The sequence below is a fragment of the Amycolatopsis sp. NPDC114503 genome, assembly GCF_055633655.1.
Genome location: NZ_JBVKDT010000001.1, coordinates 990,731 through 1,016,350, shown reverse-complemented (window position 1 = coordinate 1,016,350; position 25,620 = coordinate 990,731). Strand labels below are relative to the sequence as shown.

Here is a 25,620-nt window from a genome sequence, read left to right as displayed (position 1 = left end):
GCTGGAAGGACGCCGGGCAGCCTCCCGGCACCCGCCGCCGGCCGGGCGAAGCCGACCCCCTCCGAAGGAGCACCGTGAACCTCGGCCCGCTCACCATCGTTCTCTACGTCGCGATCGCGGCACTCGTCCTCTACCGGGTCGTCTACCGGCAGTGGCGCGGCACGCTGCTCAGCCGCAAGCGTTTGCTGACGCTGCCGTTCATCCTGACCGCGATCGGCGTGTTCTCCTCCGCCACCGCGTTGCAAAGCGCAACCACGATGGAATACACGCTGCTGGCTGGCGACGCCATAGTTCTTGGCCTGCTGGGCGTCCTGCGTAGCTCCACTTCGGTCCTCAGCGCCCGCGAAGGCACGACGTTCGTGAAGGGCACTCCGCTCACGCTGGTGCTGTGGTTCGCCACCATCGGCGTACGCGTCGGCTTCTCTTTCGTCGGAGCCGCGCTCGGCGTCAGCAACACCGTGACATCTTCGACGATCATGCTCACCATCGGCATCAGCATCGGCGTACAGAACGCCTACACCTACCACCGCATCCAGAAGCTCGGTCTGCCGCTCTCGGAGCAGACGCCGACGAGCATCAACGCTCGCCGCTAAGCCCCACCATGCGCGCGTACATCCGCGAAGGGCTCAGCACCGTTGCCGGGTGCAGGAATCCCGGCAACGGTGGCAAGTCCCGCGCGAAAGGCACGAGATGCGCGTACAGCACTTCCGCCCCAGACGGTCGCACTGAAGGATCTTTCGCGAGCGTCGCAGCGAGAAGCGCGTTCAACTCCCGCGGTACGCCGGGAACGACTGGCGCTGTTTCCTTCACCTGCTTGTCGAACACGGCGTACGCCGTAGGCCCGGTGAAGACCGGACGCCCAGTCAGCATCTCGTGCAGTACGCAACCAAGCGCGTACAGGTCGCTTCGCGGCTCCGCGTGTCCACGCTGGATCTGCTCCGGGGCCATGTACGACGGCGTACCCAGCAGCTGTCCCGCGCGCGTGAAGCGAGCAGTGTCGGCTTCGCGCAACACAGCGAGCCCGAAGTCCATCACCTTCACACTGCCGTCCGGACAGAGCATCAGGTTGGCTGGCTTGAGGTCACGGTGACAGACCGCGCGAGCGTGCGCCGCCGACAGCACCGCCGCCGCTTGCGCCGCGATCGCCGCCGCCCACGACACCGGCAGCGGACCGTGCTCGGCGATCAGATCGTCCAGCGTCACGCCTTCGACGAACTGCATGACCTGGAACAGCCGGTCGTCATGCGCGCCGAAGTCGTACAGCGTAGGCGCGCCGGGATGGTCGAGCGTGGCGAGGATCCGCGCTTCGCGGGCGAAGCGTTCCTCCAACTCTTCGTCGCCACCGGGCAGCCGCAGCAGCTTGATCGCGACGTGCCGGCCAAGCCGCCGGTCGAGCCCGCGGTGCACCGAACCCATGCCGCCCCGCCCGAGCGGCAGATCGTCGACCTCGTAGCGGTCCGCGATCAGCATGGGCCCCCTCACAGCGCTCACCCGCCACCGGGCTTCAGCCGTCCTTCGGCGAGTGCGGCAAAGCCTAGCCGCACCAGGTCGCGGCCGATTTCCGCGGTTTGCCGCAGCGCCCGGTCGAAGTCCGCGAGCGCGCGGAACGCGACGCCGTACGCACGCTGCGTTTCGAGCGGATGCCGCGGCACCTTCAGCCGCCGCGCGTCGATCCGGGTCGACGCGCTGTGCACCGGGAAGTCCGCGGCGCGCAGGCATCCGGCGAGGAACTGCGCGTCGAGCAGCTCCGGATCCACGCGATAACGGGAAAGCGCGGGCCCCAGCCGCACCGGCGCTCCACTGTGGACTATCACGGCACCGGTGACCGACGCGACCACATCGCCTTCCTCGGCGAAAACCGCAGCCGGATCGGGCGTGGCATGCCCGGTCGGCCGTCCGCCGAGGAGGACGTCGTCGGTGGTCAGCACGGGTTCGTCGCCGTCGGCGGCGCGCGGCGGCGCATGCGTGATTCGCAGCGCACCCGCCTTCACCAGCTCGCCGACGGTGGTGTACACCGGTTCGCCGGAAGCCGGTTCCAGCTTGGGCAGTTCTATCCCGATCTGTCCGAAAAGCTGTTGCGCGGCAAGGAAAGCCTCGCCCGAATCACTCTCGCCGGGGCGACCCGACGGCGTGAGGTCGACGTCGTCGTCGAGTACGTCGATGATGCGTTCGCCGGTGTCCGGATCGGCCAAAAAGTCCAGCCACACCTGCTCGACATCCTCCGCGGTGGTGTCGGCGATCAGCACGGTCGCCGGCGCGCGCTGCTCCGGCTCCGGGCGCGTGAGCAGCCAAAGATCGGTGCCGGCCGCGAGCGTGCACACCGCGCGCAACGCGCCAGCACGAAGCAGATTCGCCCGGATGCGCTTCCCGCTCCGCCGCCCGGCCGCCGCCCCCGGCATCAACACCGCCACCGCGCCGCCAGGCTTCACGTGCGCCAGGCAGTGCTGCACCCACGCCAGCTCCGACTCGCCGCGCGGCGGCAAGCCGTACTCCCAGCGCGCGTCGCCGACGAGTTCCTCGTGCCCCCAGCCGCGCTCGTTGAACGGCGGATCGCACAGCACGACGTCGGCCAGCCGATCGGCGAAAGCGTCCGCGCGCAACGCGTCCGAGGCGTGCACCTCGGTGTCCGCGCCGTGCAGCCGCAACCGGATACCGGCGATCCGCGCGGTGTCCGGGTCGACGTCCTGCCCCCGCGCCCGGGTCGCCGCGGCGGCCAGCAGCAGCGACCCGAACCCGCAGGCCGGGTCGAGCACCGTGGCCCCCTTCGCGCCGGTCAGCCGCACCATCAGGTCGGCGTACGCGGTCGGCGTCGTGGAGAGCCGGCGGGCGTGAGCCTCGAAGAAACGGTCGCAGAGCTGTTCGAACGTCTCCGCCGCGCCTTCGCTCGAGGCGAGCTGGGAGATCAGCGCCAGCAACTCCGGATCGTCCGGCCCCTCAGCATCGTCCGCGAGGTAATCGCCGACCGCCGCCAGCCGCGCGCCGAGGTCGAGGTCGTCGCCGAGCGCACGCAGCCGTTGCCACGCCTCGTCGATCGGCGCGAGTTCGAACGGACGACCACGCCCGCGCAGCCACGCCTGCACCTCCGGCAGCGAAAACAACGGGCTGGACGCCGTGCCGCCTACCGGTTTGGGAAAATCGTCGTGGCGCCGCCGCCAGTTGCTCACCGCCGCCCGGCGCACGCCCGCCAGGCGCGCGATGTCGGCCGCACTCACCGCCGCGTCGTCTGCCATGACGAGCACGATAGCCGACGACAGCGGTTTCCATCGTTTTGCTTGTTAACTCAGTCAACCAATGGTTTTATGGGGGACATGGCCACCGAGCAGACCCGGTTCACCCTGCGCTACTCCGCGGGCTCTGACCAAGGGCGACGACGCCCCAACAACGAGGACTCCGTGTACGCCAGCGGGCGGATGCTCGTGGTGGCCGACGGTATCGGCGGCCAGCCGCACGGCGAAGTGGCCAGCTCGACCGCGGTCAGCGTGCTGGCCTCGCTCGACGCGGAGCTGCGCACGCTCGACCTCACCGCGCAGAACCTGTCGAACCTGCTCTCCGACGGCGTCCACCGGATCGCCGGACAGCTCGCCCGGGTGGCCGAGGAAACCCCCGCCACCCACGGCATGGGCACCACCCTCACCACCCTGCTGTTCGACGGCACCCACTTCGCCGCGGCCCACGTCGGCGACTCGCGCGGCTACCTCCTGCGCGACGGCGAACTGCAGCGCATCACGCGCGACCACACCCTGGCACAGGCCCTGGTCGAAGACGGCACCATCAGCGCCGCCGACGCCGACCACCACCCGCGCGGCTCGATGCTGATGAAGGCACTCCTGAGCACCGGCTCGGCCGAACCGGACGTCTGGGAGTTCACCCCGCAAGCCGGCGACCGCTACCTGCTCTGCTCCGACGGCCTCACCGCCGGCGCCAGCGAACCGGCCATCCAGGACGTCCTCTCCGACGGCACCCCCGAGGAAATCGTCCCGCGCCTCATCGCTTTGGCCAACGAGGGCGGCGGCCCGGACAACATCACCATCGTGGTCGCCGACGTCGTCCCGGCCTGAACCGGTTCGCGCAGGTCGGACCACCTGCGGAAGGCCGGAGGGCCATCCGGTATTCTTCCCCACGGAGGATTGGCCGAGCGGCCTAAGGCGCACGCTTGGAAAGCGTGTTGGGTTCACGCCCTCGCAGGTTCGAATCCTGTATCCTCCGCTGCAGTAACCAGCGGAAACGCCGGTCGCCCCGAGGTTGGGCGACCGGCGTTTCTCGTCTTAGTCTCAGTTGACCCCAGTCAGGCCCCCTGAGGGCAGTGCACCGTCGCAATGGTCGTTACGACACTTGGCATGTCAGCCGGGCCAGCTGGGTTCATCGATCGCCATGCGGCGCGCTGACCTCGTCATTGACGCGCCTATCCTCCGCCGCAACATCACGAAATGCGATCGGGACCGTCGTTTCACCGAACGCGAACGATCACCACCGCCGCACCGAGCGTCAGCACCGCGCACACCGCCGCCGCTACTCGGGTTTCCATGCTGAAAGCCGCGAACGCCGCTTCGCGCAACGCATCTCCGGGCGGGAGCTTTGCCGCGGCCTCCAAGGTTTTCCCGGCATCCGACGGCATCGCCGAGCGGTACACGGCCGCGCCGATGCTTCCCAGCAGTGCGATTCCCATCGCCCCGCCGAACTCCGCTGACGTCTCCGCCATCGCCGACGCCATTCCGGCTCGCTCCGGGGGCGCGGCGGACAGGATCACGTCCGTTACCACCGCCGCGACTCCGGCAATCCCGAGCGACACGACCGTGAGCGCGGCGATGAAATACCCGACTCCGGGCGGCGGCAGCGTCAGCAGTCCGAACCCCGCCGCGGCCACCAGCAGGCCGATCGCCATCACTCGCGGTTTGCCGATCCGGGCGGCCAGCGTCGCGGCGATCGCGATTCCGACCGGCATCACGGCGAACGTCGGCAACGACCACAGCGCCGACTCCAGCGGGCTCATTCCCAGCACGACCTGCAGGTACTGCCAGGTGAACAGGTTGAACCCGACCAACGCGAACGTCGCCAGCAGGTCGATCAGCAACGGCACCGCGAACGCGCGCGAACGCACCAGCGCGAGGTCGATCAGCGGGTGCGCGGAGGTGCGCTGGCGGCGTACGAAAGCCACGCCGACTGCGAGACCAGCAACGCAGCTCGCGACCGCCAGCCAGCCGAACCCGTGCGCGGCGATCTGCTTGATGCCGTAAACGATTCCCAGCACGGACACGATTGACAGCACCGCGCCGAGCAGGTCGAACCGTCCCGTCGCGGGCGTTCGGTGTTCCGGCAGGACTAACGGGCCGAGTGCCAGCAGGAGAACCATCACCGGCACGTTGATCAGGAACACCGAGCCCCAGCTGAAGTGCTGGAGCAACAGGCCGCCGATGATCGGACCCAGGACGGCACCGCCGGCGAACCCCGCCGTCCACAGGCCGACCGCGGTCGCGCGCTGCCGAGTGTCGTGGAACATGTTGCGGATCAAGGCGAGTGTGGACGGTGCGAGCGTCGCACCGGCGATGCCGAGCAGCATCCGGGCGACGATGAGCATGGTCGGCGTGGCGGCGAAAGCGGCGAGGATCGACGCACCGCCGAACGCCGCCGCACCGGCGAGCAGCAGACGGCGGCGGCCGATCCGGTCGCCGAGCGTGCCCATCGTGATGAGCAGTCCGGCCAGCAGGAAACCGTACGAGTCCATGATCCACAGCAGCTGCGATCCGCTCGGCTCCAGATCTGCGGTCAGCGACGGCATGGCAACGAACATCACCGACATGTCCATCGACGCCAGCACGCACGGCAGCAGCAGGACGGCCAGCCCGATCCATTCCCGTGGACCGGCTTTCGCGGGGGTTGTTTCTTCGAGCATGCGTACAAAGTACGCATGCTCGCCGCCGATACTCAAAACCTTTTATCCACCGCGTTTGTCCTGCCGGTTCTCGCCAGGCTAGACTTTCCGCACGGTTCGATGGAGTGTGACGAAAAGGGGTGCCTCGAGTGAAGTGCGGGTCCTGCGGAAAGCCGCTCGCCGCGCCGGATCGAGGCCGGCCGCGGCAGTACTGCTCGCGAGCCTGCCAGGCGAAGGCGTACCGGGCGCGCAAAGCGGAGTCCGATGAGGACCGCGGCCATCTGACCGTCGACCGGGTCGTGCGGGCGGGAATCGCGGTCGCGGACGCCGAGGGGCTCGAAGCGTTGTCGATGCGCCGGGTGGCAGCCGAACTCGGCGCGGGGACTATGGCGCTTTACCGACATGTCGCGTCCAAAGACGATCTGGTGGCGTTGATGGTCGAAGCGGCGCTCACCGAGATCCCGCTGCCGGAAACCCCGCCGCGCGACTGGCGCGACGGGCTGGAGCGCGCCGCCTACCGCGACTGGGACCTCTACCACCGGCACCCGTGGATCCTGGCGAAAGTGCTGGTGACGACCCGAACCCACGACAGCCCCGCCCTTTCGGCGGACAGCGAGCACGCCATCGCCTCCTTCGACGGTCTCGACCTCGACCCGGCGGACGCATTCCGGTACATGTTCCTGTTCGCCTCGTACGTCCAAGGCGTAGCGCTCACCTATGTCAGCGACGTAGAGGCCGAACGCCGCGGCGCGCCGACGCACAACCCGAGCTTCGCCGCGTACCCGCGACTCGGCAGCGCGATGCGATCCATGGCCGATCCGTGGAATCTCGACGAACTGTTCGCGTCCGGGCTTTCCGGTGTCCTGGACGGGATCGCGGCCGATCTAGCGCGCCACGGAGCGATCTGACGACACACCGTCCCACCCCTCGGACGCTGGCAGAATTCGTTCATGAACCACAGCGCAGCTCAAGAGTTCGCCGACCACTGGGCAAAGGCCTGGAACGCCCACGATCTCGACGCACTGATGACCCACTTCGCCGACGACGTGACCTTCCGGTCCCCGGTCGCGATCCAGGTGCTCGGCGGCGACGGCGTGATTCGAGGCAAAGCGGCGCTGCGCGCGTACTGGGCCGAAGGGCTGCGCCGGATTCCCGATCTCCGCTTCGGGGTCGTCGGCGTCTACGCCGGACTCGGCGCGCTCGTCATCAACTACCGCAACCAGAAGGGCGGGCTGGTCAACGAGGTCCTGGTCTTCGACGGCCCGCTCGTCGTCGAGGGCTACGGCACTTACCTCGGCGACGACCCGAATCCGGCCGGGGCTCGCTGAACCAGGGGGCGGGCCGTCGCTGTCCGCAACCGGGGCAGGGGCTGGGATCGGCCGAACGGTCCTACCCGCTAGGCTTCGCCGCAGACTTCATCGCAGCCGTCCGGAGAGGTTTCCCGGTGTCACGAATACCGTTTTGACCTGGGCGTTGGCCGTCGCACGCACACCGAGAACCCGCAGGTCAGAAGGCTGAAACGCGGGTTTCGGGCCCCGCGTGCGAACCCGAGAAGCCGACGCCCGACCGGCCCCGGACCGCTGACCGCGTCCGGGGCTTTGTCGATTCTCCCGTTCCCACTTACTTACCGAAGACACCTGATCACGCTAAGTTTGTATGTGGTCGTTTCAGCCCATGACGCACCGAGGAGCCCGCCCCCATGGCCGGAGTGGAAGAGATCCGCGCTGGTATCGCGCTCGCGAACGAGAAGGCGTCCGCGAGCATCGCCGCGCTGCAGCAGGCAGCGCAGGCACTCGAAGAAGCACAGCTGTCGCTGTCCCAAGCCACCCAGGGCAGCAGCCAGCACGAGGTGAACCAGGCGCACGGCCTGCTCGCCGAAGCGCTGCAAGGGATCACCGGAATGCAGAGCACCATCCAGGCCGGCATCTCGTCGGCCGATTCCTACTCGGCGCGGCTTTAACGCCGATGTCGGGGCTCGCCGAAATCCACCAGTTGCTCACCGCCGCGCGAGCGGGGGTCGGCGACGGACGGGCGCACGCCGAGCGGGCGAGGACTCTGCTCGGCGACGCCCGGCGCGCACTCGTCGACGCGCAGGCCAAGGCAGATCCGTGGCTGCCGGGCCAACTTGCGCAGGCCGACGAGGCGCTCGAACACCTCCTCACCCGTTTAGCCGCCGCCGACGATTTGGTGGGCGGATACCAGTCACGCCTGTAGGGATGAGATGGCCAGCAAGGCAGCCGAGCAACGCAACCGTGTGCAAACCGCTCTCGACCGGGTCCGGCACCAGATCGGGCTCGTGCTCGGGGCCGCGGTCGGCGCGCGCGAAATGGCCGAGGCCGAGGTGGCGCGGCTGACGCTGGAACAGGAGATCGTCCGGGTCGGCATGGACCACGCCGATCCGGCCCAGCAGACGGAATGGGCGCGGCATCCGGCGGCGCACGAGGTGTTCGCCGCGCTCGGCGGCACCCGCACCGCCTTCTACACCGACTGGAGCGCCGGTCCCGGCGAGTTGCGCGACCTCGTCGCCGCGCACGCGCCGGGCCCGGCCGGGCGACCGCCGAGCGAATGGCTCGGCCGCGTCGGCACGAATCCCGGCGTCGCCGCGCCGGGGCTGTGGCGGGTCGGTTCGGCCACCTCGGCCGGACGCGACATCGCGCGCACGTTCGACGTCGCCGTGCCGCTGCTGGACGAATCGCATCTGGCCATCACGTCCGCGCCGAAAACCCGGCCGGTGGTGGACGGAATCGTGCAGGGCCTGCTGATGCGCGTGCTGTCGGCGTTCGAGCCCGGCGCGGTGAAAATCCATCTGTGGGACGTCGGGCAGCTCACCGCGATCCTGCCCGACCTGTACCCGCTCAGCCGCACGAGCGCGCTGTCGCTCTACGACCCGACGCGGCTGGAGGATCTGCTCGACGAACTCGCCGGGCACATCCGCCGGATCCACGCCACCGGCATGCAGGCGGGCCACACCTCGTTGCGGGAACTGCGAAAAGCCACCAACCAGCGCTTGGAGCCGTACCGGATCGCGGTGCTGTACGGCAACGGCGAAACCCTCGACGCGGAACGCGCGCGCGATCTCAAACGCGTGGCCAGCGGCGCGCTCGCGGCCGGGATCTGCCTGATCCTGGTGGACGTGCCCACCGCGGTGAGCGCGTCGATCGAAACGCTCAGCCTGCTGGACGAACGCCGCGCGGTCAGCAGCATGACCGGCAGCGACCTGGTCGTGGACCTGGATCCGCCGATGCCGTCCGGGCAGGTCATCCGCGCGGCGAACCGCATCGCCGAAGCGCTGATCTCGAAACAGGGCGGCCCTAGGTCGTTCGCCGACCTGATGCCAGCCGAGATCGGCCAGGAGAGTTCCGCGCGGGAACTGCGCGCGCCAATCGGGTTCCACGAAGGCGAAGCCGTCGAAGTGGTGATCGGCGACGCGAGCCCGCACGCGCTCATCGGCGGCCCGAGCGGTTCGGGGAAAACGAACTTCCTGTACGCGCTGCTGGGAAGCCTCGCCGCGCGCTACACGCCCGACGAGCTGGCGTTGTACCTGCTGGACTTCAAGGAAGGCGTTTCGTTCGCCGGTCTCGCACCCGGCCGCAAGGACTCCAGCTGGCTGCCGCACGCGAAACTGGTCGGCGTCAACGTCAACACCGACCGCGAATTCGGGTTGGCGCTGCTGCGTTTCCTGGCCGACGAATTGCGTCGCCGCTCCGCCGCGGCGAAGGAGCACGAGGTCACCAACCTGGCTGACCTGCGCGAACAGGATCCGAGCGGACACTGGCCGCGGATCGTTGCGGTGATCGACGAATTCCAGTACCTCTTCGCCGGACGCGACCAGGTCACCGCGCAAGCCACGCAGTTGCTCGAAGACATCGCCCGACGCGGTCGTTCGCAGGGCATTCACCTGGTCCTGGCCAGCCAAGACGTCGCAGGCATCGAAGCCTTCTGGGGCAAGCCCGCGGTGTTTGAACAGTGCACGCTGCGCATCGCCATGCCGAAGGCGCGCCGCGTGCTCGCGGAGACGAACAACGCGGCGGTATCCGCACCGAAGTGGCACGCGGTAATCAACCACGATTCCGGTGTCGCACACGGAAACCAGCTCGCGCATGTGCCGGATGCGAGCACTCGCAACGTTTTCGTGAACCTGCAGCAAAAACTGTGGGAACTCTACGCCGGCCGATTCTCCCGGCCACGCCTGTTCGACGGCGCGCATTCGCCGGTGCTGGAACAGTTCCCGGCCTTCGTGGAGCTCAAGCCGAGTCCCCAGCCGCGGGCGATCCTGGGTCAGTCGATCGACGTCACCGAGGCTGCTTGCGGTGTCGAGTTGCCCCGGGTGCCCGGCCGGAACATCGCGGTACTAGGAGGGTCGACCGCGGAGGCTCTGTCCATTATGGACTCCGCCGCGCGCTCGCTCTCGCGGCAATTGGAACTCGGGCAGGTCGAATTCCTGCTCCATTGTCCCATTGTGGCCAGCTCCCCCGCGGTCTTGGACTTGAAGAGCCGATTGGAAGCCGAAGGCCACCTCGCGACGCTCACCGAAGACCTTTCCATCGAACTGGAATCGATCGTCGAATCCCTCTCCACGACGACGCCTCGCATCCTGCTGCTGTACGGCGTGGACGCTGCGTTGCCTTCTTTGGAGGCAAAGGCCGTCGGACAGCTGAAGAGCGGCCTCGACCATCTGCGCACACTGCTGAAAAACGGCCCCGCGCACGGCGTGCACACCATCGGCTGGTGGCGCAGCACCGCGCGCCTCAAGGACACCCTCGGCTTCGGTGGCACGGACGACATCGGGACGTGGGCCGCTTTGGATGTCCAGGGCAATGATTTGTCGCCGTTCGCAGCGGGTCAGGTCGTGCACTGGTCGCCGCGTCCGGGCCGGGCATTGTTCTTCGACCGCACCACGCACGGGGCGCCGGAAGTCATCATTCCGTTCCAGCGCCCAGAAACCGAGCCGACCGCGGGAGGTACGCCGTGACCGAGGGAACCACCAGCCCCGCTATGAGGTACAAGGAGATCGTCGGCCTGGCCCGAGGCTCGGCGGACAGCCTGCGCGCGTGGGAACTGGCGCGAGCGGATGAAATCGAGCGCCAGCTGTCAGACGCACATGCGGCGGTTGCTGCTGCGCAGGATCAGGAAGAAAAAACGCGTGAGCGCGCGAGCCGGTGGTGGAAGATGGCGCTGCACAACGTTTCGCGGCTGAATTTCGTAGAGGCGCTGGATGATCCGCAGCCGGTGACTACGGCTCGGCCGCAGTATTTGGATCGGTATTTGGAAGAGGTTAAACCGAGTTATCAGGAACTGGTCCAGGCGGTGCTGGGGCTTGGCTGGCGCGCGAAACGCTGACGGGTGAAGTATCCACCTAGACGAGTGAAAATTGACCTTCGCAACAACGGCACAGTCACAACCGCAACCGTCTTCGTGGCTCTCACCTGCAATTATAACTCTCCGTACTGATCCATCGGCCGTCGCTTCGTCGCAACGCTCGGGCATACTCCCCCTGTGACACAAGAGACAGAAGGGGCCCCAGGAGGGGGCTCACGGCAGCGAGCCGAAATTATCCAGGTCACCCCCGCCATGGCTCAGGCCTGGCTGGATGACAGGCCCACCAACCGGACAATTTCTCCCAAACGCGTGAAGCGCTACGCGGGGTTGATAGAGCAGAACCGTTTTCTCCTCAATGGAGAAACCGTGAAGTTCGACGAGGAAGGCGGTCTCATCGACGGCCAGCATAGGCTGGCCGCGATTGCCCTCTCCGGAATGACAATCGAGACCTATGTCGCGCGCAATGTGCCGCGTCAGGCCATAGCCACGATCGACACTGGACGCAACAGGTCGCTAGGCGACCAACTGCGAGTCGCATATTTGCACCCGAATAGCGGGCCACTGGGCATGATCATGCGACTCATTTTCGAATGGAATGAGAATGGCTGGATCTCCCATCAAGCCCTGCGGCAAATCGATGCAGACGAAGCCCACGCTTACCTTCTAGAGAATCCCGACGTTGTCGCCTTGCCAGACCTAGTCAGAACATTTGACCCAACGCTGATTAATGCAGTAATGGCTCGGAATCATTTTTCGTTTCTTTTGTGGCTTTTTACTCGAGTTGATCGGGAAGATGCGCTCTGCTACATGAGCTGCCTCATCAACGGCGTCGCGGATTATCCGAAAGATGCCTCGTTGCTACTGCGGAACCAACTCCTTCGGGTGCGTAGTGATAAGTACCGACGAGTAAAGCGTAACATCGTGATCGGCTTGGTCATCCAAAACTGGAATAAGTGGCGGACTAAGCAAGAAATCAAGCTGGTTCGCGTTCCGCCAGCAAACCAACCCTGGGATGCAAACACCTTTCCGAAACCACACTGAGTCAGGTGCGGACTGTCCGAGGAAACCGCAACGCGGACAGTCCGCCGCATTCGGTTACCCTTATTGAGGATGTGCCATGCAGACTGACAAAGGGATAGGTGTACTTGCATCCGATTCAGCAGGACAGTCATCGATTCCCTCTCTGAAAACCAACCTCGACCGCACGCTCCGTCAGCACCCTACCAATGCTGAGGAAGTGCAGACTGCCATAGAAACGCTTCTGCCAGAAGTATTCGTCAACCACCATCTGCTAGACCGAGTTCCGTGGCTCTTCCCCGATAGGACCGGATACATAGAATGGAAGGTTGCATTAGCAGGCGACCTCAACGTCGATCCGCTTAATATCATTCTCGTCGGCAGCTCAGCATTGGGCTACAGCCTCTCTCCGCAGAAGAATCTCTCTGCGTTTCACGACGACTCCGACATTGATGTCGCCGTCATCAGCACGCACCATTTTGACACGGCGTGGCGAGAGCTCAGAGCACTCGGGCCGGCCGACCGGCTCCACCCAAGCATACCGGTGTCCGAGTATCTGAGACGGCATCGCGAAAGCCTAATCTTCGACGGAGCCATAGCGACAGACAAAGTACTACAATTCATTTCTTTCGGGAACACCTGGACCACTGGTCTTGCGCACGCATCGAGCCGAAACCCCGTTAACGGTAGAGAAGTTAGCTGTCGCATATACCGAGATATCGATTCATTGCGAACCTACCACGTCAACAACACGAGACGCCTCAGGGAACATTTCGCCAGCACTAGAATTGTGGGGAACGACTCATGACCGATTACTATTTTAATCAATCTCCACAACGTTTCCTTGAAGTGGCTCATCACACCGTTTCCTGGTTCTGGCAGCGCCTCAATAGCGAGGAACTCGACATGCGCCCTCCATTTCAAAGGAATCTGGTGTGGCGAGAGCAGCAAAAAGCCTACCTTATCGATTCCATAATTCGCGGTTACCCTGTTCCTGAGATTTATCTTCAAACCAACGTGAATAGCAATGGCGAGGAAACTCATGTCGTCGTCGACGGTCAGCAGCGAATCCGCTCCTGCCTCGAGTTCATCTCTAATAAATTTCCGCTCGGCGAAGAATCCGAGCACCTGAACGGCTTCAGATTCGATCAACTCTCCGGCGAGTATCGGCAGCGGATATTCGAGTACAAGTTCGTGGTTAGAGCACTGCCGGACCTGACTAATGAAAAGATTAGAGAAATATTCGGCAGAATCAACCGGAATAACATTGCACTCAACCGACAAGAGCTACGCCATGCCACCTACTGGGGCGACTTCATTACTTGCATGGAAGAGCTCAGCAAGAAGGAATTCTGGGTCAACTCAGGACTATTCAGCAGCAATGATATCCGTCGGATGAATGACGTAGAATTCGTCAGCGAGCTGACGATCGGAGCGCTCTTCGGACCCCAAAATAAGAAGTCGGCCTTAGACGGTTACTACGCATCCTTTGAAGAGGAGTTCCCAGACCGAACCCTGATAGAAGGAATATTCTCCACAGTACTAGGAGAGCTAGAGCATCTGCTTACCTGGCCAGGGAAGATGCGATGGAATCGGAAGGTTGACTTTTACTCACTTTTCTTAGCGCTCGCCGGGAGGCGGGAAGAACTACCGTTCGACCGGGACGAGCGCGCGTTAGTGTCCACTCGATTGCAGGATTTTTCCGATACAGTCAACGGGCTGGTTTCCCTGGGCGACTTGAATCTGTCACGAACGTCGGAAATAGACCAGAGTGCAGTTGCTTACGCGCGAAGTGTCCGCAATTCCAGCGACCTAGGAAGTCGTCGAACAAGAATGATCGCGATCGACGCATACCTACGCGGAACAAAAATGTCCTTCGAACCTTCACCGCAGCGAGGACGAGACCCTCTGCGCTCGCTACCAACAACTGAGCTGTTGTTGTCCTCAGCAGATATCCCTGAGGCACCAGCAGTTCGTGCCGCACCTGGCGCTGAGTTGAACTAGAAACAGCGAGGGGTTTCCCCGACTTCCGAGGAAACCCCTCGCGGCAATATCAGCTACGCCGTCCGGTGAAGCAACCGGTCCAGCTGGTCCAGCACGTCATTGGCGAAGTCCGCGAACGGATTCCCCGCCGAAGGCCTGAACCGCACCACCTGCGGGTCATGGTCGCTCGCCTGATCCGCGAACTCGGCATTCACATGCACCACGTCGTAATCCACACCGCGCGGAGCGGCAGAAGCCAGGATGTGGTCCAGCACCTGCGACTGCCCCTCGAACACATAGCTGTACCGCTCAGCCGGAGGCAGCGTCGCGATCAGGTCCTTCACCAACCCACCCGACGTCAGCTTCGCCAGCGCGGGCGAGAACTGGTAGTCGTTCAAATCACCGGCCACCACGACGTTCGCTCGCGGGTCCGCGCCAAGCAGCTGCGACACAAACCCCTGCAGGACCGTCGCCTGCTTCTGCCGCTGCACCTCGGAGCTGCGCGTCGGCGGCTGGTAGCGGCCGTGCGTCGGCTGGTCGCCGCCCTTTGAGTTGAAGTGGTTGGCCAGTACGAAAACCGTCCGGCCGCGGAACACGAACTCGCCGGCCAGCGGCTTGCGGCTGTCCTCCCACGCCTCGTTACCCGGGTCGACCCGGCCCGGCGACTGCGTCAGGTGTGCCTTGCCGTGGTCGGAAACCACACCCACCGACGAAGTCGGGCTGCCACCTGGACGATCCACAAAGGACACCCGCGCCGGATTGAACAGGAAGCCGACGCGGATGTTGCCGCCCGGCTGTCCGCCGTCCTCGTCGTTCACCGGGTTGATCTGCCGCCACTGATACTGCGGGCCACCGGCGGCGACGATCGCGTCGGTGAACTTCTTCAGCGTATCGCCCGCATCGACCGTGCCGTCGTCGGTCGCACCGCTGTTGTCCTGGATTTCCTCCAGGGTAACGACATCCGGCGTCGCGAGGTTGTCGACGATGCCGTGTGCGAGCTGCGCGTACTTGGTGTCCGAATCGGACGGTGCGAGGTTCTCCACGTTGTACGTCGCCACCGAAAGCTCGCCCGGGCGCTGCTTGCGCGTGGTTTCCCGCTGCAGCTTGTTGTCCTTCGCCGCACCCAGCTTCGACGCGAAAAGCGTGTACCCGCCGAAGTTGCTGTACTCCACCGGGCCGGAGGTGACGCCGGTGAGCACGTCGCCAGTGTTGACCTTCGGAGCCGTCTGCTGCGAGGACGGAATGATCGACTGAACCTTCAGCACCCCGGTGTTGATCTTGTCGTACCCAAGGTAAACCGTCCCGCCGCGCGGCGTCGGGTTTTGCTGCGGCTTCGTGGTCACGTACAGCTCGCCGTACTTGTTGCTCGGGCCCACCACCCGCGCGTCAGAAACCTGGACGATCTCGCTTTCGTGCGATTCCCAGAAGTCCAGCGCGTACTTCGACGGCTCGAGCGGCAGCGGTTCGATGTTGCCGCCCGCGTTGGGGGCCAGCACATCCGGCACCTGGTCCGGCGTCAGCACGGTCGGGGCAGGCAGCGGATTGCCCGAAGAGTCGACTGTCCACTGTGCACTGGTCAGCTCGGTGAGCGACTGGTAGTTCGAGGTCGCGGGCGCGTCCGGGTAGTACTCCTTGATCTTGCCCTGCGCGGTGATCGCGTCGCCGACCGCCACCGCCGGGGTGGTCGATCCGGTGAACACGAACAGGCCCTCGCTGGTGCGCGGGTCGCTGTCCGGATGCGGGTCGGTGATCCAGAACCCGCGCGCCGAGCCGAAGCTCCGCACCGCGGTGACGATGCCGGTGACGTCCTCGACCTGCTTGTCCTTGAACGGCGAAATCCTCGTGGTGCCCTGGATGTCGTGGATCTTCGCCGGTACACCCGGTTCGCCGGGCTGGGTGCCGGTGGTCTCGCCCTTGGTGTTGGTGGGCGTCGGATCGCCGACAGCGAAGTCCGCGCTGTTGTTGTCGGTATCAGCGAGCGTCGCCGCGCGCGCGACCGAGGTCGTGTTGGACGGCGCGGCGGCCGGATCTCCTTCGCGGACAACGGCATCGCCGAAGCCGACGAGATCCTTGACCCGGCTGTCGGCCGCGCAATCGGCAGCGGTCTTGCAGGTCAGCGGCGCGCTGTCGGACACGAGCGCGACCGTCCCCGCGGTCGCGGACATCGCGATGGCTCCGGTCGCGTCGGGCGTCGGCAGCGCGACCGTGCCGCCGTTGCCCTTCCCCTCCGCGACGAGGTAGCGGCCCTTTGGCGCGACGGACCCGGCGAGCGGCGTGACCTGCCACTTGCTCGACGCACTCGCCGAACCAGGCAGGTACTGGACGCTGTAACCGTCGAGCGCGACCGGCGCGCCGCCGTGGTTGGCCAGCTCGATGAAGTCGTTGGTGAGCGTGGCGCCGGAATTGCCGCCACCGCCGTAGACCTCGGCGATCAGGGCGTCCGCGCTCGGTGCCGCCGAAGCGGGCGAGGCCAGTCCGCCGAGCACGAGAGCAGCGGCGGAGACGGCAACCGCGCCTCTGGTCAGTCTTGCCCCACCGGCGCTGCGGCCCCCGGCGGGACGACGGGATATGGTCACCCTGAGTCCCCTCTGCATGTCAACGGTCGAGGCATCGTCCCCCGAACAAGCGAAGCAGAGGAAGACGAAAGGGCAACGATTCGTAACGAGCTGGAGGGATTTCCTCCTTTGGACGGGTTGACGCAATGATCACGCTCGTACTCGGCGGAGACGTCAACCTGCAGGGCCGCGCGAACCCGGAAACGGCGCTGGACCCGTTGACCTCGCTGCTCACCGGCGCCGATGTGCGGTTCGTGAATCTCGAAGGACCGCTGTCCGGCTCGACCGGCATGGACATCCCGCACAAGCCGAACTGGCGGCACTCGCCGCCGGAGATGGTCGCCGCGCTGACCGCCGCCGAGATCGACGTCGTGTCGGTCGCCAACAACGTCACTTATCCGCCGGCCGCGGCGATGGCGAGCCTCGCGGTACTGGACCGTGCCGGCATCGCGCATTGCGGCGCGGGCGCGAACCTCGCCGAAGCGCACGCGCCGGCGATCCTCGAACGGCCCGGCGGCCGGATCGCGTTCCTCGCCTACACCTCGCTGTGCTGGCCCGTCGGGCAGGAAGCGACGGAGGATTCCCCTGGCGTCGCCGTGGCGAGCGCTTACACGTCGTACCAACCGGATCCGCGCGTCCTGGACGTCCCCGGCCGCCCGCCGATCGTGCACACCATGCCGGTCCGCCGCGACCTGGAACTGCTGCTCGCCGGCATCCGCCGCGCCCGCGCCGAGGCCGACCACGTCGTGGTGTCGATGCATTGGGGCATCCCCGGCGAAGAACTGACCGAATACCAGGTGACCTACGCGCACGCGATCATCGACGCCGGCGCCGACCTGGTCGTCGGACACGGCCCGCACACCGTGCAACCGGTCGAGGTCTACCGCGGCCGCCCGATCCTCTACAGCCTGGGCAACCTCGTCTTCGACTGGCCCGCGATGCGCGACCGGCACCGCGACGGCCTGCTCGCCGGCTGCGTCGTCGGCGAGCAGATGCGGGTCGAATTAGTGCCGATCCGCCGCGACGACGACAACGAATGCGTACCGTTGACGGGAGCCGACGCGGACGACGCGCTGCGGCGGTTTGTCGAGTTGTCCGCGCGACGCGGCACGAACGTGACGGTCAGTGATGGCTTCGCGACCGTCGAAGGACTTCGCGGCTGACCCGCCCATCCCGCCGTCACCCGGACGGCGCATCTGCCTTAAATGCAGCTCAAGCCTGGGGTCGACCGGTACTGGGCGGGAGTACTTTACCGATGAGCGCGGAAGATGTGGCCCAGACCACTTTCGGACCACACCCCCGGGCTCACGGGTAGCACCCCCGCGGGGGAGGCGACACGGTCACGTGGGGGTTGACCGTCGTCGAGTGCGCGGGTGCCACCACCGGAGGAAAACAGCCGCGGGCGCGGGACTTTCCGCTTCGCCCGCGACCGCGGCTCCACGGATTTGCCCCGGGGAAGCCTCGCGAGTGGCGAGGCGCCGCCTTAACCGCGCGGGGGAGCGCGGGGAGGGGGAGGAAGGCGGCTGGCCTCGCCACTCGTGAGCATCAGCCGTCCGGTCTCGTGAGTGGCTACGCCGGTTCTAACCGGTCCCGCCACTCACGAGACTGGTCCACCACCCGCGCGCACATTGCTCCGTGGGTAAGCGGCAGATAATGCCCAGCGCCCGGCACGATCTGCAGCGCTCCGTCCTGGCAGGCGGCCAGAAACCGGCGTTCGCCGAGACGGAAGTGGTCGTGGCGGCCGTTGAGCAGGAGTACCCGCCCGGGGTACCGCGCCAGATCCGCGAGCGGATCCATCCCGGCCGCCGCTTCCATCACGGCGGGAATGACTTCGGACGCGATTCCCGCGGCAATCACCGGCTCGGCGACTTCAGCCGGAAGAACCCGGCGGAGCAGCCACGCGCTGAAGGACGCCCCGTCGTCAGCGGTCGTCGCCAAGCCGCGACGCGCGAACCGGAAACCACCGCGCAGCACCGAACTGGGCACGAGCGAACATCCGGCTCCCACCAGGGAAGCGACCAGGTCCGGATGGCGCGCGGCGGTCGCGATCGCGACGTAACCGCCGAGCGAATGCCCGACCAGAACCGCCCGTCCGCCGACCTCGTCGATAGCCTCGGCGACCGCGTCCACCGCGCCGTCGAGAGTGAACCGTTCCCCGCGCCGCGTCCCGTGCCCAGGCAGGTCCGGCGCGGCGATTCGGCCGCGTGCCAGGCGCTTCTGCTGCTCCCAGCACGCCCCGGACAGCCGGATGCCGTGCACGAAAACCACCGGCAGCGCGTCGCTCATGTCCCCGCCTTCCCCGCCGAAATGCAACGGCCCGTTGCATTTCCCAGGTGTACCAAATGCAACGCACCGTTGCAAACCTGACTAGGATCGGGCCATGGACCGGACCGCCTCCCGCCCGCGCAAGGCGGACGCCATCTTCTCCGCGACCCTCGCGCTGCTGGCCGAACGCGGTTACGACGGATTGACGGTCGAAGCGGTCGCGGCGCGGGCCGGGGTGCACAAAACGACGATCTACCGCACCTGGGCGACCAAAGACGAGGTCCTCGCCGACGCCTTGGTCCAGGCTCCGGAGCTGGCCTTCGCGATCCCCGACACCGGCTCCCTGCGCGGCGATCTCCTCGAACTGGCGAACCAGATCCACCGCCTGCTGTCCGATCCCGCGAACCGGCGCGTCATCACGGCCGTCGTCTCCGCGCTGCCGGACCGTCCCGCCACCGCCGAGGCGGCCGGACGCTTCTTCGCCGACCGCCTCGGCCGCGAGCAGGCCGTCTTCGACCGCGCCCGCGACCGAGGCGAACTAGCCGACACCGCGGATTCGGAGATGATCATGGATCTGCTCGGCGGAAACCTCTGGTTCCACACCCTCATCCGCGCGAAATCCGCCGACGACGCCTACCTCGAACGACTCGTCGACACCGTTCTCACCGGCGTCGCCCGCTGATCAGTACGGCCGATCCCCGACGATCGCGACGCGCTCCGCGATCCGGGCGTGCGGGTGGTAGTCGTTGACCGCGTAGTGCTGGGTCGCGCGGTTGTCCCAGAACGCCACCGAATCCGGCTCCCAGCGGAACCGCACCTGGAACTCCGGCGTGTGCGCCTGCAGGAACAAATACCGCAGCAGCCGGTCGCTTTCGCCGCGGTCGAGGCCGACGATATGCGTGGTGAACGCCTGGTTCACGAACAACGTCCGCCGTCCGGTCTCCGGATGGGTGCGCACCACCGGGTGCTCGACCGGCGGGTACGCGTCCTGCCACTGGGCCAGCAGGTCCGGGTCGGTGAACCGGTCGAAACCGGGGATGAAGTCGTGCACCGCGGTGAGGCCGTCGATCCGCTCGCGGACGTCGGCGGGCAGGTTGTCGTAGGCGGCGGCCATGTCGGCCCACATCGTGTCGCCGCCGATCGGCGGGACCTCGACCAGCCGCAGCACCGAGCCGAGCGCCGGATTCGGCCGCCAGGTGACGTCGGTGTGCCAGATGTTCTCGTACCCGGGCATCCCGGCGGTGCGGGTGAACCGCACGACCTCGTCGGAATCTCCCTGCGGGATGAACGGATTCGTCTCCAGCTCGCCCCAGTTCGCGGCGAACGCGCGCTGCTGCTGCGACGTGATGTGCTGGTCGCGGAAGAACAGCACCTTCCACTCCAGCAGCGCGCGGTTCAGTTCGGCACGCAACGGCGGCGTCACCGGCGCGCCGAGGTCCACTCCGGAGATTTCAGCGCCGATCACCCGTCCGAGCGGGCGCAGGGTGAAAAGCTCGTAGGGCGCTTCGGCGCTGGAAAGCCGGCGCAGCACGCGCGGGCCTTCGAGGATTCCGTCGTCCGGAGTGACGGACGAGCGCAGGCGGGCAGGCAGGTCTACAGACATGGCGGTACTCCCGAAAGAATAGGTGAATTCGGCTGTGACAGCGGAAAATCGCCTAAGCGGGAGGAGAGCCGAGACGACCGCGACGCCTCAGGAGGGCGGCGACGCCCTCTCCGTCCGACCGCGCCGGGGCACGGCCGGCTAGCGGCACTTCCCGGTACTCTGGCATGACTCCAATTCTGGCGGTGCGGGGAACGCCCGGTCAAGGATCCCCACGATGTGGAATCGTCGCACGCCCGGCCGAGTGACCCGGGCCGCCTCGATGGGGTTAGATCTCCCCAGAGGGTGGCGGACCGCGGTTCGCGCTCTCCCGGAAGCGGAGGTCCCGATGGCAGGTTCGACGAGCGAGCGGCTCAACGCCGCCGCGGACGCGCTCGATCGAGCGGCTGCCGACGCGGACCGTGCGGCGGGCCGGTTCTCCGAAGCCCGCCTCGAATCGACGCCCTGGGGGATTTCCGCCCCGGCCCGGGAAATCGCCGCCCGGTGGGAGGCCGCGCTCGCCGCGAGGGACGTCGACGCGCGCATCCTCGGCGACGCGACGTCCGACCTCGCCGGCCAGCTGCGGATGGCCGCCCGCGGCCACCACCACCGTCCGACGATCGCGACGGCGCTGCTGAGTTGATGCCGTTCCTCCACCCGGCGCTGGACAACGCGGCCGCCGGGCTTGCCTCCTTGAGCGCCGCGGCCGCCGCGATCAGTGCTCCGGACCCCGTCACCGCGCTCAGGCAGATCGACTGTTCCCCGCAGACGATCCGCGAATCGGCACGCACGCTGTCGGGCGGCCGGGACGTTCTGGTAATGGCCCGGCTGGAGTTCGAACGCGGCGCGCACAGCGCGGAACGCAAATGGGGCGGCGAACCGGCCGCGCGATTCCGGGGCAGCGCCGACGAACTGGACGCGCACTACCGGCAGGCCGCCGAAGCCGCCGCGCGCACCGCGTCAGTCGGCTTGGATCTCGCGGATCTCCTTGACCGGCTGGCAGATCAGACCGCGGCGCGGGTCATGCTGATCGCGGAAGGCGTGTCCCCGGCAGCTGTCGCGCTGCTGGCCGGAGACCGATCCGCGGAGCCGGCGGTCCGAGAGGCGTGCGGGACTATCGCCGAAGCGGTCGCGCGCGGCGTCGCAACCATAGGCGAGGCAACGACTTTCCTCGACGCCTTCGGAACACCCGTGCTGCAGGAAGAGAATTAACGGGTCGCGGTCACGAATCCGCCGCGCGTGAGCTCCAACGGCTCGCGTCCGTATTGGACGGCAAGTTCCGCGACAGTAACGGTTTCCGGCTGCCAGCCGTGCTCGGCGAGCCACTCCGGAGCGTCTCCGGCCAGACCGCCGCGCCACAGCGCCGTGACCTCGCCGCCGACGTTGCGAGCCTGTTCCAGCAGCCCGTCCCGCTCTCCGTCCGGCCGGTGCTCGAACGAAATCCGGCTGCCGGGCACGGACAACTCGGTGACGGTCGTGAGCAGCCGCTCCGCCTCGTCCCGGCTGAGGTAGATGAGCAGGCCCTCGGCGAGCCAGACCGTCGGCCGATCCGGGTCGAATCCCTCGTTTTTCAAGGCAGCGGCCCAGTTGTCGCGCAGATCCACCGGGACCGCCGTGCGCTCGCACCGGGGCCGCGCACCTTTTTCGGCCAGCACGGTTTCCTTGAACGCGAGCACGTCCGGCAGATCGACCTCGAACACCCGCGCGCCGCTGGGCCAGTCGAGCCGGAACGCGCGAGCATCGAGACCGGCCGCGAGCAGTACGGTCTGGGTCCCGCCGGAAACAAAGTCGTCGAAGAACCGGGTGCGGATCGCGACCTGCTGCGCGAACACCATCCCGAGCCGGGAATCCCGTTCCTGGCCTTCGAAGATCGCGCGTCCGGCATGGAAGAACGCGCCCGCGTACGGATCCTCGAACAGCCGATCCGGCCGCCCGCTCTCCAACGCCCGAAGCCCAGCCACCCCAACCGCGGTCTTGCCCACCGCCGGAAGCCCTTCGCTCATGCCCCCAGACTACGGACGAAGCTCCTTCGGCATCAGGGCTTTGATCTCCTCGACCAGCTGCCGCACCTTCTTTTTGTCGGACGAACTGTAGTAAAAGGTGCACAGATCGGCCTTGTCGCCGCCGGAAGCCGGGTTCTCGATCACCTCAGTCGACGCCCCGGCCACCTTGAACTTGAGACACCCTGGGCTGAACGCTCCCGGGTCGGTGTTGCTGACGTCGCCGATCTTGCTGACTGTGAAGCTGTGTCTCTTGTCCGCTCCGAACAGCCCGTCTTTGACCGCGGCCTTGATCGTCACCTGCTTGCCGCTGAACGTGAGCGACCGACGCCGGGCATAGATGTACAACGCGCCACCTCCGGTACAAGGACCAGCTACCGAAAGGTCAAACGAACGATCCCCACCAGACGTGCCCAAAAATTGGTTCGCGATGACCCACGCACCCTCCACGCCCAAGGTGACCCACCCACCTCGGGGGGTCCGGGGGGCGAAGCCCCTCCGGGCGGGGTCTGGGGGTTGCACCCCCAGAAACACGGCGGGCGAGTCACGTCGACGCTTTCCGTCGACATGACTCGCCCACTCGCACGCGGTGGCGGTGGGATTTGAACCCACGGACGGGATTAACCGTCACACGATTTCGAGTCGTGCTCCTTCGGCCGCTCGGACACGCCACCGCCGAGAACAATACCGGACTGCCTCAGCGGCGTGCGGCGGGGTCTACTCGGCCCCGGGGCGCCGATCCGCGAAGTACGCCTCAAGCAGGGCTGCGCAGTCGTTTTCGAGCACTCCGCCATGGACTTCCGGCCGGTGGTTGAGGCGGCGGTCGCGCACGACGTCCCACAGCGACGACACCGCGCCGGTCTTGGGCTCCCAGGCCCCGAACACCAGCCGCGCGACGCGGGCGAGCACCAGCGCGCCCGCGCACATCGTGCAGGGCTCCAGCGTGACCGCGAGCGTGCAGCCCTCGAGCCGCCAGCCGTCGCCGAATTCGCGAGCCGCCGCGCGCAGGGCGAGGACCTCCGCGTGTGCGGTGGGATCAGCCAGCTCGACGCGCGCGTTGCGGGCCGCGGCCAGCGGGCGCCCGTCGGGGTCGAAGACGACCGCGCCGATGGGCACGTCGGCACCAGGGGCGCGGGCCGCGTCCAGCGCGGCCCGCACGGCCTCGATGTCGTCCGGCCGTCTCAGAGCTGGTCCAGCAGCTTCGAGAACTCGGCCTCGAACCCGCACCGCTGGGCGATCATCTGGAGCTGCTCGTCGGGGTAGAGGTCGACCTCGCCGACGATCACCTCCAGCTCGCCGCCGGGAAGGCCGAGGTCGGCCAGTATTTCGAGATCGCCCTCGGGCCAGACGGCGTCGTCGTCCTCGTCGGGCGGATCGACGCGCAGCACGTCGAGGACGTCTGCCGCGATGTCGTAGTCGAGCGCCGCCGCGGCGTCCGACAGCAGCAGCGACGGTCCCCTCGGGCTCGGCCGGACGATCACGAAGAACTCGTCGTCGACGGCCAGCAGGCCGAACGCCGCCCCGGTCGACCGGAGCTTCCCCAGCTCGGTGATCGCCGCGTCCAACTCTGTGAGCGCCGAAGAATCGAGCGCACTGCACCGCCACCGACCGTCTTCACGGACCACAGCTATCGCGAAGCCCGTGACCGGCTCTTGCACCGCCATGCGCACACCGTATTCCGCCTCGCTGACGAACGCACGCACGGTGCGCCCGAAGCGTGCGAGGTGCCACTATCGAGCCATGACCGGACCCACCGACCTCCCCACCCTGCCCGGCAATCGGCACGCCGGGCTGCTCGACGCCGCACGGCAGCTGCAGGACCGCACTGTCGAGCTTCGCCGCGCTGTGCACCGGCACCCCGAACAGGGCTTGCAGCTGCCGCGCACCCAGGCGGCGATCCGCGCCGCACTGGCCGACCTGCCGATCGAACTCACCGACGGCCGCTCCACGACGTCGCTCACCGGCGTGCTGCGCGGAGCCCGTCCCGGACCGGCCGTCCTGCTGCGGGCCGACATGGACGCGTTGCCGCTCACCGAGGACACCGGCCTGGAGTTCTCGTCCGAGATCGACGGTTCGATGCACGCCTGCGGACACGACACGCACGTCGCGATGCTCGCCTCCGCGGCGCGGCTGCTGTCGGAGCGCGTCGACGACCTGGCCGGCTCGGTGGTGTTCATGTTCCAGCCGGGCGAAGAAGGCCTCCACGGCGCGCGGCACATGATCCACGAGGGAGTGCTGGACGCGGCCGGCACGCGCGTCACGCGAGCCTTCGGCCTGCACACGATCGCCAACAGCCCGAGCGGCGTCCTGCAGGTGCGCGGCGGGCCGATGATGGCGTCGGCTGACACGTTCAGCGTCGAGGTCACCGGCCGCGGCGGCCACGGTTCGGCTCCGCAGGACGCCATCGACCCAGTCCCCGCCGCGGCCGCGATGGTCGGTGCGCTGCAGACGATGGTCACGCGCCGAATCAGCGTCTTCGACCCGGCAGTGGTCTCAGTGACCCGCATCGTGGCCGGAACGACGACGAACATCATCCCCGAGACAGCGGTGCTCGAGGGGACCATTCGCACCCTGTCGGAGGCGACGCGTTCCTTCGTCCGCGAGGAACTGCCGAAGGTGTGCGAGGCGGTCGGAGCGGCCCACGGGTGCCGAGTGTCGGCCGGAGTGGACCCGGGCTACCCGACGACGGTCAACGACCCGCGGGTGGCGGCTGAGGTGTTGTCGCTGGGCGCCGACGTGCTGGGCGAGGAGAACGTCGAGGAGCTGGCCACGCCGATCATGGGCGCGGAGGACTTCTCGTATGTGCTGCAGCGGGTTCCGGGCACGTTCGCGTTCATCGGAGCGCGGGAGCCGGGAGCGGATCCGGCGACCACCGAGGACAACCACTCGAACCGGGTGAGGTTCCACGAACCGGCGATGGCCGCCGGGGTGGCGATGTACACCGCGTTCGCACTGGACGCTCTGCGCTGAGGGTTTCGGCACGCCCCTTTCGCCGGGGCGTGCCGACTCACCCTGCTTGCGCGAGGAAGACGA

26 protein-coding genes and 2 tRNA genes are annotated in these 25,620 nt (G+C 67.0%); 17 read left to right on the top strand and 11 right to left on the bottom strand.

Annotated elements, in window-relative coordinates; translation table 11 throughout:
* The first annotated feature begins 74 nt into the window (after window positions 1-74).
* Complete coding sequence (locus ACZ7OI_RS04980; RefSeq protein WP_470262866.1) at window positions 75-593, top strand: hypothetical protein; 519 nt, start codon at window positions 75-77, stop codon at window positions 591-593.
* Here ACZ7OI_RS04980 and ACZ7OI_RS04975 read toward each other — a convergent pair.
* Window positions 577-1,470, bottom strand: a complete 894-nt coding sequence (locus ACZ7OI_RS04975; protein ID WP_470262865.1) for a serine/threonine-protein kinase — start codon at window positions 1,468-1,470, stop codon at window positions 577-579. The genes ACZ7OI_RS04980 and ACZ7OI_RS04975 overlap by 17 nt on opposite strands.
* A gap of 17 nt (window positions 1,471-1,487) precedes the next feature.
* Window positions 1,488-3,230: an HsdM family class I SAM-dependent methyltransferase gene (locus tag ACZ7OI_RS04970; RefSeq protein ID WP_470262864.1), complete on the bottom strand. Its 1,743-nt coding sequence runs from the start codon at window positions 3,228-3,230 to the stop codon at window positions 1,488-1,490.
* A 78-nt stretch (window positions 3,231-3,308) separates the two neighbouring features.
* On the opposite strand from ACZ7OI_RS04970, the gene ACZ7OI_RS04965 reads away from it, so the two are divergent.
* Both ACZ7OI_RS04965 and ACZ7OI_RS04960 read left to right on the top strand, forming a co-directional pair.
* A complete protein-coding gene (locus ACZ7OI_RS04965) occupies window positions 3,309-4,058 on the top strand; it encodes a PP2C family protein-serine/threonine phosphatase (RefSeq protein ID WP_470262863.1) in 750 nt (249 codons plus the stop codon).
* Between the two features lie 63 nt (window positions 4,059-4,121).
* Window positions 4,122-4,206, top strand: a tRNA-Ser gene (locus ACZ7OI_RS04960).
* Between the two features lie 241 nt (window positions 4,207-4,447).
* On the opposite strand, the gene ACZ7OI_RS04955 is transcribed toward ACZ7OI_RS04960, so the two are convergent.
* Window positions 4,448-5,890, bottom strand: a complete 1,443-nt coding sequence (locus ACZ7OI_RS04955; protein ID WP_470262862.1) for an MFS transporter — start codon at window positions 5,888-5,890, stop codon at window positions 4,448-4,450.
* A 128-nt stretch (window positions 5,891-6,018) separates the two neighbouring features.
* On the opposite strand from ACZ7OI_RS04955, the gene ACZ7OI_RS04950 reads away from it, so the two are divergent.
* The 9 genes from ACZ7OI_RS04950 (at window position 6,019) to ACZ7OI_RS04910 (ending at window position 14,209) form a co-directional block, all read left to right on the top strand.
* Entirely contained in the window at window positions 6,019-6,777 is a 759-nt protein-coding gene (locus ACZ7OI_RS04950; RefSeq protein WP_470262861.1) for a TetR/AcrR family transcriptional regulator, read from the top strand.
* A 42-nt stretch (window positions 6,778-6,819) separates the two neighbouring features.
* The gene (locus tag ACZ7OI_RS04945; protein ID WP_470262860.1) at window positions 6,820-7,197 is read left to right on the top strand and encodes a nuclear transport factor 2 family protein; all 378 of its coding nucleotides are present in this window, start codon (window positions 6,820-6,822) and stop codon (window positions 7,195-7,197) included.
* A 371-nt stretch (window positions 7,198-7,568) separates the two neighbouring features.
* Complete coding sequence (locus tag ACZ7OI_RS04940) at window positions 7,569-7,829, top strand: hypothetical protein (RefSeq protein ID WP_009084635.1); 261 nt, start codon at window positions 7,569-7,571, stop codon at window positions 7,827-7,829.
* Window positions 7,830-7,834: 5 nt separating this feature from the next.
* Window positions 7,835-8,083: a hypothetical protein gene (locus tag ACZ7OI_RS04935; protein ID WP_009084637.1), complete on the top strand. Its 249-nt coding sequence runs from the start codon at window positions 7,835-7,837 to the stop codon at window positions 8,081-8,083.
* A gap of 7 nt (window positions 8,084-8,090) precedes the next feature.
* Window positions 8,091-10,841, top strand: coding sequence for an FtsK/SpoIIIE domain-containing protein (locus ACZ7OI_RS04930; protein ID WP_470262859.1), 2,751 nt, complete (start codon window positions 8,091-8,093; stop codon window positions 10,839-10,841).
* The gene (locus tag ACZ7OI_RS04925) at window positions 10,838-11,209 is read left to right on the top strand and encodes a hypothetical protein (RefSeq protein WP_470262858.1); all 372 of its coding nucleotides are present in this window, start codon (window positions 10,838-10,840) and stop codon (window positions 11,207-11,209) included. Before ACZ7OI_RS04930 ends, ACZ7OI_RS04925 begins: the two co-directional genes overlap by 4 nt.
* A gap of 156 nt (window positions 11,210-11,365) precedes the next feature.
* Complete coding sequence (locus ACZ7OI_RS04920) at window positions 11,366-12,229, top strand: hypothetical protein (protein WP_470262857.1); 864 nt, start codon at window positions 11,366-11,368, stop codon at window positions 12,227-12,229.
* A gap of 76 nt (window positions 12,230-12,305) precedes the next feature.
* The gene (locus tag ACZ7OI_RS04915; protein ID WP_470262856.1) at window positions 12,306-13,013 is read left to right on the top strand and encodes a hypothetical protein; all 708 of its coding nucleotides are present in this window, start codon (window positions 12,306-12,308) and stop codon (window positions 13,011-13,013) included.
* The gene (locus ACZ7OI_RS04910; protein WP_470262855.1) at window positions 13,010-14,209 is read left to right on the top strand and encodes a DUF262 domain-containing protein; all 1,200 of its coding nucleotides are present in this window, start codon (window positions 13,010-13,012) and stop codon (window positions 14,207-14,209) included. Before ACZ7OI_RS04915 ends, ACZ7OI_RS04910 begins: the two co-directional genes overlap by 4 nt.
* A gap of 53 nt (window positions 14,210-14,262) precedes the next feature.
* Here the strand turns inward: ACZ7OI_RS04910 and ACZ7OI_RS04905 are convergent, their stop codons facing one another.
* On the bottom strand, window positions 14,263-16,782 hold the full coding sequence (locus ACZ7OI_RS04905) for an endonuclease/exonuclease/phosphatase family protein (protein ID WP_470262854.1): 2,520 nt from the start codon (window positions 16,780-16,782) through the stop codon (window positions 14,263-14,265).
* A gap of 107 nt (window positions 16,783-16,889) precedes the next feature.
* Between ACZ7OI_RS04905 and ACZ7OI_RS04900 the strand changes: the two genes are divergently transcribed.
* Window positions 16,890-17,906, top strand: a complete 1,017-nt coding sequence (locus ACZ7OI_RS04900) for a CapA family protein (RefSeq protein ID WP_470262853.1) — start codon at window positions 16,890-16,892, stop codon at window positions 17,904-17,906.
* A gap of 406 nt (window positions 17,907-18,312) precedes the next feature.
* On the opposite strand, the gene ACZ7OI_RS04895 is transcribed toward ACZ7OI_RS04900, so the two are convergent.
* Window positions 18,313-19,029: an alpha/beta fold hydrolase gene (locus ACZ7OI_RS04895; protein ID WP_470262852.1), complete on the bottom strand. Its 717-nt coding sequence runs from the start codon at window positions 19,027-19,029 to the stop codon at window positions 18,313-18,315.
* A gap of 94 nt (window positions 19,030-19,123) precedes the next feature.
* On the opposite strand from ACZ7OI_RS04895, the gene ACZ7OI_RS04890 reads away from it, so the two are divergent.
* The gene (locus ACZ7OI_RS04890) at window positions 19,124-19,690 is read left to right on the top strand and encodes a TetR/AcrR family transcriptional regulator (RefSeq protein WP_470262851.1); all 567 of its coding nucleotides are present in this window, start codon (window positions 19,124-19,126) and stop codon (window positions 19,688-19,690) included.
* On the opposite strand, the gene ACZ7OI_RS04885 is transcribed toward ACZ7OI_RS04890, so the two are convergent.
* A complete protein-coding gene (locus ACZ7OI_RS04885) occupies window positions 19,691-20,611 on the bottom strand; it encodes a TauD/TfdA dioxygenase family protein (RefSeq protein ID WP_470262850.1) in 921 nt (306 codons plus the stop codon).
* A 325-nt stretch (window positions 20,612-20,936) separates the two neighbouring features.
* Between ACZ7OI_RS04885 and ACZ7OI_RS04880 the strand changes: the two genes are divergently transcribed.
* Window positions 20,937-21,230, top strand: a complete 294-nt coding sequence (locus ACZ7OI_RS04880; protein WP_208720114.1) for a hypothetical protein — start codon at window positions 20,937-20,939, stop codon at window positions 21,228-21,230.
* Complete coding sequence (locus ACZ7OI_RS04875; RefSeq protein ID WP_470262849.1) at window positions 21,230-21,799, top strand: hypothetical protein; 570 nt, start codon at window positions 21,230-21,232, stop codon at window positions 21,797-21,799. Before ACZ7OI_RS04880 ends, ACZ7OI_RS04875 begins: the two co-directional genes overlap by 1 nt.
* Here the strand turns inward: ACZ7OI_RS04875 and ACZ7OI_RS04870 are convergent.
* The 5 genes from ACZ7OI_RS04870 to ACZ7OI_RS04850 form a co-directional block, all read right to left on the bottom strand.
* Window positions 21,796-22,590 carry an SAM-dependent methyltransferase gene (locus tag ACZ7OI_RS04870; protein WP_470262848.1) on the bottom strand — a complete coding sequence of 265 codons (795 nt, stop codon included), beginning with the start codon at window positions 22,588-22,590 and terminating at the stop codon, window positions 21,796-21,798. The genes ACZ7OI_RS04875 and ACZ7OI_RS04870 overlap by 4 nt on opposite strands.
* Before the next feature lie 9 nt (window positions 22,591-22,599).
* Entirely contained in the window at window positions 22,600-22,935 is a 336-nt protein-coding gene (locus tag ACZ7OI_RS04865) for a hypothetical protein (RefSeq protein WP_470262847.1), read from the bottom strand.
* A gap of 239 nt (window positions 22,936-23,174) precedes the next feature.
* Window positions 23,175-23,261, bottom strand: a tRNA-Ser gene (locus ACZ7OI_RS04860).
* A gap of 43 nt (window positions 23,262-23,304) precedes the next feature.
* The gene (locus ACZ7OI_RS04855; RefSeq protein ID WP_470262846.1) at window positions 23,305-23,745 is read right to left on the bottom strand and encodes a nucleoside deaminase; all 441 of its coding nucleotides are present in this window, start codon (window positions 23,743-23,745) and stop codon (window positions 23,305-23,307) included.
* Window positions 23,746-23,768: 23 nt separating this feature from the next.
* Window positions 23,769-24,251 (bottom strand): tRNA adenosine deaminase-associated protein, encoded by a 483-nt coding sequence (locus ACZ7OI_RS04850; protein WP_037354362.1) that lies wholly within the window; start codon window positions 24,249-24,251, stop codon window positions 23,769-23,771.
* Window positions 24,252-24,327: 76 nt separating this feature from the next.
* Between ACZ7OI_RS04850 and ACZ7OI_RS04845 the strand changes: the two genes are divergently transcribed.
* Entirely contained in the window at window positions 24,328-25,557 is a 1,230-nt protein-coding gene (locus ACZ7OI_RS04845; RefSeq protein ID WP_470262845.1) for a M20 metallopeptidase family protein, read from the top strand.
* Window positions 25,558-25,620 lie beyond the last annotated feature (63 nt).

Bases quoted from the DNA above. Each gene is read 5' to 3' on its own strand.
- ACZ7OI_RS04975 (WP_470262865.1), bottom strand. From the start codon at position 1,470: ATGCTGATCGCGGACCGCTACGAGGTCGACGATCTGCCGCTCGGGCGG.
- ACZ7OI_RS04970 (WP_470262864.1), bottom strand. From the start codon at position 3,230: ATGGCAGACGACGCGGCGGTGAGTGCGGCCGACATCGCGCGCCTGGCG.
- ACZ7OI_RS04965 (WP_470262863.1), top strand. From the start codon at position 3,309: ATGGCCACCGAGCAGACCCGGTTCACCCTGCGCTACTCCGCGGGCTCT.
- ACZ7OI_RS04955 (WP_470262862.1), bottom strand. From the start codon at position 5,890: ATGCTCGAAGAAACAACCCCCGCGAAAGCCGGTCCACGGGAATGGATC.
- ACZ7OI_RS04945 (WP_470262860.1), top strand. From the start codon at position 6,820: ATGAACCACAGCGCAGCTCAAGAGTTCGCCGACCACTGGGCAAAGGCC.
- ACZ7OI_RS04940 (WP_009084635.1), top strand. From the start codon at position 7,569: ATGGCCGGAGTGGAAGAGATCCGCGCTGGTATCGCGCTCGCGAACGAG.
- ACZ7OI_RS04935 (WP_009084637.1), top strand. From the start codon at position 7,835: ATGTCGGGGCTCGCCGAAATCCACCAGTTGCTCACCGCCGCGCGAGCG.
- ACZ7OI_RS04930 (WP_470262859.1), top strand. From the start codon at position 8,091: ATGGCCAGCAAGGCAGCCGAGCAACGCAACCGTGTGCAAACCGCTCTC.
- ACZ7OI_RS04915 (WP_470262856.1), top strand. From the start codon at position 12,306: ATGCAGACTGACAAAGGGATAGGTGTACTTGCATCCGATTCAGCAGGA.
- ACZ7OI_RS04910 (WP_470262855.1), top strand. From the start codon at position 13,010: ATGACCGATTACTATTTTAATCAATCTCCACAACGTTTCCTTGAAGTG.
- ACZ7OI_RS04905 (WP_470262854.1), bottom strand. From the start codon at position 16,782: ATGCAGAGGGGACTCAGGGTGACCATATCCCGTCGTCCCGCCGGGGGC.
- ACZ7OI_RS04900 (WP_470262853.1), top strand. From the start codon at position 16,890: ATGATCACGCTCGTACTCGGCGGAGACGTCAACCTGCAGGGCCGCGCG.
- ACZ7OI_RS04895 (WP_470262852.1), bottom strand. From the start codon at position 19,029: ATGAGCGACGCGCTGCCGGTGGTTTTCGTGCACGGCATCCGGCTGTCC.
- ACZ7OI_RS04890 (WP_470262851.1), top strand. From the start codon at position 19,124: ATGGACCGGACCGCCTCCCGCCCGCGCAAGGCGGACGCCATCTTCTCC.
- ACZ7OI_RS04885 (WP_470262850.1), bottom strand. From the start codon at position 20,611: ATGTCTGTAGACCTGCCTGCCCGCCTGCGCTCGTCCGTCACTCCGGAC.
- ACZ7OI_RS04880 (WP_208720114.1), top strand. From the start codon at position 20,937: ATGGCAGGTTCGACGAGCGAGCGGCTCAACGCCGCCGCGGACGCGCTC.
- ACZ7OI_RS04875 (WP_470262849.1), top strand. From the start codon at position 21,230: ATGCCGTTCCTCCACCCGGCGCTGGACAACGCGGCCGCCGGGCTTGCC.
- ACZ7OI_RS04870 (WP_470262848.1), bottom strand. From the start codon at position 22,590: ATGAGCGAAGGGCTTCCGGCGGTGGGCAAGACCGCGGTTGGGGTGGCT.
- ACZ7OI_RS04850 (WP_037354362.1), bottom strand. From the start codon at position 24,251: ATGGCGGTGCAAGAGCCGGTCACGGGCTTCGCGATAGCTGTGGTCCGT.
- ACZ7OI_RS04845 (WP_470262845.1), top strand. From the start codon at position 24,328: ATGACCGGACCCACCGACCTCCCCACCCTGCCCGGCAATCGGCACGCC.